General features: G+C 53.8%; 6 protein-coding genes. All 6 read left to right on the forward strand.

Features of this window, described 5'->3' with window-relative positions; all coding sequences use genetic code 11:
* The coding region (locus tag FBQ85_27925) for an RtcB family protein (protein ID MDL1878961.1) at positions 1 to 624 on the forward strand (624 nt) is incomplete at its 5' end.
* Between the two features lie 67 nt (positions 625 to 691).
* Positions 692 to 949 carry a DUF433 domain-containing protein gene (locus FBQ85_27930; GenBank protein ID MDL1878962.1) on the forward strand — a complete coding sequence of 86 codons (258 nt, stop codon included), beginning with the start codon at positions 692 to 694 and terminating at the stop codon, positions 947 to 949.
* The gene (locus tag FBQ85_27935; GenBank protein MDL1878963.1) at positions 946 to 1299 is read left to right on the forward strand and encodes a hypothetical protein; all 354 of its coding nucleotides are present in this window, start codon (positions 946 to 948) and stop codon (positions 1297 to 1299) included. The genes FBQ85_27930 and FBQ85_27935 overlap by 4 nt, the downstream gene beginning before the upstream one ends.
* A gap of 145 nt (positions 1300 to 1444) precedes the next feature.
* Positions 1445 to 1801: a DUF488 domain-containing protein gene (locus FBQ85_27940; GenBank protein ID MDL1878964.1), complete on the forward strand. Its 357-nt coding sequence runs from the start codon at positions 1445 to 1447 to the stop codon at positions 1799 to 1801.
* A gap of 148 nt (positions 1802 to 1949) precedes the next feature.
* A complete protein-coding gene (locus tag FBQ85_27945) occupies positions 1950 to 3128 on the forward strand; it encodes a hypothetical protein (GenBank protein ID MDL1878965.1) in 1179 nt (392 codons plus the stop codon).
* A gap of 26 nt (positions 3129 to 3154) precedes the next feature.
* Positions 3155 to 3627 (forward strand): NAD-dependent DNA ligase LigA (locus FBQ85_27950; protein ID MDL1878966.1); only part of this gene is annotated, 473 nt, incomplete at its 3' end.

The following is a 3627-nucleotide window of genomic DNA, read 5'->3' on the forward strand; positions in this document are numbered from 1 at the left end:
GCTTCGCCGGAGGGCCAGGATTATCTCGGCGCCATGCGCTGCGCCATCAATTTTGCGTTTGCCAATCGCCAAATGATTGCGCATTGGACGCGCGAGGCGTTTGCGAAAGCGATCAACAAAGCGCCCAAGTACATCGGCCTGCGCACGGTTTACGAGGTTGCGCACAATATTGCGAAATTCGAGGATCATCTCTTTGCCGGCAAACCGGTGAAGGTCTGCGTGCATCGCAAAGGCGCGACGCGCGCATTCGCGCCGGGGCATGCGCAAATCCCGGAGGCTTACCGCGAAGTAGGACAGCCGGTACTCATTCCGGGAGACATGGGACGTTACTCTTATGTTCTCGTTGGCGCCGAAGGCGCAATGGAACAAACCTTCGGCTCGACCTGTCACGGCGCCGGCCGCGCCATGAGCCGCCACAAAGCCAAGCAAACCGCGCACGGCCGCAACATTGCGAAAGAATTGGCAGAACAAGGCATTCACGTTATGGGCGCGAGCCGCGGCACGATCGACGAAGAAATCCCCGAAGCCTACAAAGACGTGACCGACGTCGTGGATACCTGCCACTATGCCGGCATCTCGAAAAAGGTAGCGCAGCTCAGGCCGCTGGGGTGTATCAAGGGGTGAAATCGTCTGAGGTGGTGTGCGAAACAGATTGAACCGGATTCTTAACTTTGACTTGAAAGGCACTTCGATGAAAGAACAACTTTTGAACCGCATCTCGGTTGACAAAAATATCTGTCACGGTAAACCTCACATCCGGGGGACACGAATTATGGTTCAGCAGGTGTTGGTTCTGCTTGCTGACGGGGCATCGTCGGAGGAAATCATCAGAGAAGATTTTCCAGATCTTGCGCCGGAGGATATTCGTGCTTGCATAGCGTTCGCAAATCAATTGGTCGGCAATGAGGAGATTCAGTTATATGAAACAGGTCTAACGGAGGCCGCGTGAAATTCCTCGTCGATCATTGCGTATCCCAGCGAACGACTGAGTTTGTCCATGGCTTGGGCCACAAACTGACGACGTTGAAGAGTCTGGGATTGGCAGAACTGGAAGATTCGTCCGTTCTGCAATTGTCGATCCAAAGAGACGAAGTTTTGCTCACCGAAGACAAAGGCTTTGGAAACATTCTCGACTATCCACCGCGTTTGCATCAAGGTATTATTCTTTTGAGCATCCGAACACGAAATCGCAAAGGATTGCATGACTTATTAAGGCAGTTTCTTTCCACCGCAAATCGTGATGATCTCCGCCAAAAGCTGATTGTTATTGATGATCGCATGATACGCATTCGGCAATGAATATGTTTTTTTCAGTATTGTGCCTGGAATTTCTAGTTGACGAGTTTGTCATGCCTGTTATCGAAACCCACAAGCAACAAGCTGATGGAGGTTGCCAAGCGCAATTTGGCCGAAATGACAACGATGTTCGAGAACCGGCATTACTATGAAATTACCGATCAAAACCAAACGCATCTACGACGCCCCGGCTGCGGACGACGGCTTTCGCATTCTCGTCGACCGGCTGTGGCCGCGCGGCGTGAAAAAAGAGAACGCGCAGATCGCTCTCTGGCTCAAAGAAATCGCGCCCAGCGATGATTTGCGCAAATGGTTCGGCCATGAGCCGGCGAAATGGGCGGAATTCAAGCAGCGCTACTTCGCCGAATTGCGCAATAAACAAGATTCGGTTGCGGCACTTCGCCAACATGCCCGCGCCGGGGCCGTGACGTTGGTGTACAGCGCAAAAGATGAAAAGCATAATAATGCAATGGCGTTGTTGGAATATCTTCAATCCCAGCCTTAATCAATCGCCCGGGCGGTGGAAATCCGTTCCCGGAGTTGCGCTTGCGACTTCATGCCAAATGGTGTTATATTTTGATCGCGCCGCACCGGTGAATCTGGGCGCGACCTGATTGTATCATTTGAATCAATTTTATTCATGGAATAGACATATGCCTCTCACAGCCGATGACATCCGAAAAATGATCGCCGCCGGTGAAGGCCAGACACTCGAATTCAAACGCGACGTTTCTCAACGCAGCGATACTGCCGGCGAGCTGATTGCCTTTGCGAACACGACTGGCGGAACCCTGTTGGTCGGCGTAACTGATAATGGACAGATCATTGGCGTCTCTGATGTGGATGCCACGATGAACGCCCTGGCCAACATCTCGCGCGACAATTGCCGGCCCTCGCTTTATCCCGTGATCGAGCGTGTGGATCTCAACGGCATTCCCGTTGTCGCAGTGCGGGTGGAAAAACGCGCCGGCCCGCCCTATGAAAATAACAGCGACCAATGCTATGTCCGCGCCGGGGCGAGCAAGCAGCTTGCTTCGCCGCAGCAGCGCGCACGCATGCTGCAACAATCCGGGCTTTATCATTTCGACGAAACACCGGTCGCGGGAACGGCGCTGGCTGATTTGGATCATGAGGCCTTTCAAAAATATTTCGAGAAAATTTCCCGCCAACCGATCTCAGCAGCAGGCATTTCCATTGAACTGTTGTTGGAGCGCACGCGTGTCGCCACAACCGTGGATGAGACGCAGAGATTAACGGTTGCCGGTTTGCTCGTTTTTGGCCGCGAGCCGCAGCGTTTCATGCCGCAGAGCCGGATTACGGCCGTGCGTTTTCTGGGCAATGACAGCACCGCCGATCGTCTGAACCCGCAAGAAATGGCCGGAACCCTGCCGCAACTAGTGAAGCAATGCGACGATTACGTCAGACTTTATAACGGCGTGTATACCAAAATCGAGGGCTTTGTGCGCCGCGAGCAGCCGTTTTGCCCTCCGGAAGTTCTGCGTGAGGTGGTGGTTAATGCCGTTGCGCATCGTGATTACAGCATCGCCGGCAATCAAGTTCGCCTGTTCTTTTTCGACAACCATCTCGAAGTCCGCAGCCCGGGCCGTTTGCCCAATTCGATGACGTTGGAGAGCATTCGTTTTTATAATCATGAATCACGCAATCCTCTGCTCGCACAGTTTCTCAATCGCCTGGGTTTTATGGAAGAATTCGGCAGCGGCATTCCCAATATGATCCGCCAGATGCGCGCGCACAACGGCACCGAACCGGAGTTTGCCCTGGAAGGCGAAGAATTCGTCGTGCGGCTGTATGCGAACGGCCGCAAAAGCTGAAAATAATCACTATTAGTGTAACTCCCATGCCCTCCCCTCAACCCCAAACCGAAATCCTCAAGCTGCGCGAGCAGCTCAATCATCACGCGTATCGCTACTACGTGCTCGATGATCCCGAGATCACTGACGCCGAGTATGATCGCCTGTTCCGCAAGCTGCAGGAACTCGAAGCCAAATATCCGGAACTCGTCACGCCGGACTCGCCGACGCAGCGGGTCGGCGCTGCGCCGCTGGAAGAATTCGAGACCGTGACGCACACGATTCCCATGGTCTCGCTCGACAATGCCTTTGACGACGGCGAGGTGCGCGACTTCGATCAGCGCCTGCGCAAGCTGCTCGAACTCGATGAAATCGAATACACCGTCGAGCCGAAACTCGACGGCACTGCAGTCGAGCTGGTTTATGAAAACGGTGTGCTCACCATCGGTTCCACCCGCGGGGACGGCTACACCGGCGAGAACATCACGCAAAATCTCAAGACGATCAAATCCATTCCTCT

This window comes from Cytophagia bacterium CHB2, assembly GCA_030263535.1.
GTDB lineage: Bacteria > Zhuqueibacterota > Zhuqueibacteria > Zhuqueibacterales > Zhuqueibacteraceae > Coneutiohabitans.

What these genes read in the sequence shown, in the direction of transcription:
- FBQ85_27930 (MDL1878962.1), top strand. Translation starts at nt 692, where the DNA reads ATGAAAGAACAACTTTTGAACCGCATCTCGGTTGACAAAAATATCTGT.
- FBQ85_27940 (MDL1878964.1), top strand. Translation starts at nt 1,445, where the DNA reads ATGAAATTACCGATCAAAACCAAACGCATCTACGACGCCCCGGCTGCG.
- FBQ85_27945 (MDL1878965.1), top strand. Translation starts at nt 1,950, where the DNA reads ATGCCTCTCACAGCCGATGACATCCGAAAAATGATCGCCGCCGGTGAA.